Here is a 1,662-nt window from a genome sequence, read left to right as displayed (position 1 = left end):
GGCGCAGTCTTCGTGATCAGGTCTGCAGCAGAGTGCGTTTGCGGAGTAGGTCGAGGTTGGCCCGGCCGAACATTTGGCGTTTGATCATTTTGATGCGGTTGATGTGGCCTTCGACCGGGCCGGAGCTGTAGGGCAGAGTCAGGCCGTTGCGGACAGCGTCGATATCGCGGCGGAGGTTGCGGGCGAACGAGCCGATCGCGGTCAGGGAGTCGTTCTCGACGGTGTTGATCCATTCTTCGAGGCGGTGGCCTTCGAGCCGGGTCATCATGATCGCGAAGTCCTCGACATGGTTTGCCAACCGACGCAGGTCTTTGCTGCGTTTGCCGAGCTGGTGCAGGCGCGTGGAGTCGTCGGTGGTGAGGTTGGCCGGATCGGTCATGATCCACCGGGTCATGTCGCGGACCGACGGCGGTCGCGGGGCGGGGACCGGCATATGGCCGGTTCTGGTGCGGAATCGTCGCAGATAGCGTTGGACCTGCTGTTCGGTGCCGGGGTATCCGAGCTCGGCGATCTCACGGGTGAGTTGGGCGCCGTTGCGGATGCCTTCGTTCCAGCGTCGGTGCAGGTGTTCGTGGTAGCCGTCCAGGATGGACGAACGCTGCTGGTTCTTGGCGATCAGCGGATCGACGGTCTCGACATTGGCGAACTTGCGCACTGTCGCTGGATGCAGGCCCAGCTCACGACCGACCGCGGACTTGCTCAGTCCCTGCTGCAGCAGCCGGTGAACCGCGGCATGCTGATGCCGGAATCGTTTGACCACCTTCAATTCACGATGATCGACGACCGCAGGCGTCCGATTGGAGGCCTCGGCGGCAGCTGCCGCTGCCAAGGCCTCAGCAAGGTCTCGGCGGATCGCTGAAAGGTCTTTCTCCACGGCTTGGCCGAGGTTCTGCCAGAGATGGAAACGGTCGGCGACCTGCGTTGCGTCCGGAGCGCCCTGCCGGGCGCCTTCGGCATAGCCGCCGGCCCGGTCCCGGCAGATGAATTGCGGCAGGGGTCTGGCACGCAGCCATGCGGCCAGGGCGTCACCATCGCGACCATCGATCAGGTCGATCGGTTTGCGTGTGTCGAGGTCGATCAAGACGGTTCCGTAGCGGTGGCCGCGGCGGACTGCGAAATCGTCGACACCCAAGATCGTGACCGGGTTGTTCGGCGGGTCCGGCAACTGGCGGACCAGCCGGATCAACGTGTCCCGGCTGGCAGGCAGGCCCAATCGATCCGCCAACCGGGCACCGGCACGGCCGGCCATTGCCAGCCCGATTGCGGCGAGCATCGACGTCAACCGGTTCGTGCGCCGCGACCACTTCACCGTCAGGCCGGCGACCTGTTCTGCGAAGGTCTTCGCCGAGCAATCGTGGTTCGGGCAGAAGAACCGCCGAACTATCAGTTGAACGATCACAACTCTGCCAGCGATCGCAGCGTCGGCCAGGGTTCGCTGATAGCGGGAATGCACTCGCGCCGAGGGCGACTCACATCCTGGGCACCGGACAGTCGGTGCAGCCACCGCAGCCCGGATCAGCACCCGATCACTCACGCTATCGACCGCTTCGATCACCAAATCCGCCAAGTGCGGCAACAACTTCCGAACATCAATCGAACACGCCAGGGACCATTACCAAGGCGGGCATGCGGATGACAAACGCCGAGCTTCGGCATCACGAA

Annotated in this window: 1 protein-coding gene; it reads right to left on the bottom strand. The window is 64.1% G+C overall.

What is annotated here, in order from left to right; genetic code table 11:
• Nucleotides 1–16 precede the first annotated feature (16 nt).
• Nucleotides 17–1,504 carry an ISL3 family transposase gene (locus ON19_RS30905; protein WP_083899723.1) on the bottom strand — a complete coding sequence of 496 codons (1,488 nt, stop codon included), beginning with the start codon at nucleotides 1,502–1,504 and terminating at the stop codon, nucleotides 17–19.
• Between the last annotated feature and the right edge of the window lie 158 nt (nucleotides 1,505–1,662).

It is taken from the genome of Nocardia abscessus NBRC 100374, from assembly GCF_000308455.1.
Taxonomy (GTDB): domain Bacteria; phylum Actinomycetota; class Actinomycetes; order Mycobacteriales; family Mycobacteriaceae; genus Nocardia; species Nocardia abscessus.
The sequence above is the reverse complement of the archived record's forward strand: the minus strand, read 5'-3'. Positions and strand labels throughout refer to the sequence as shown.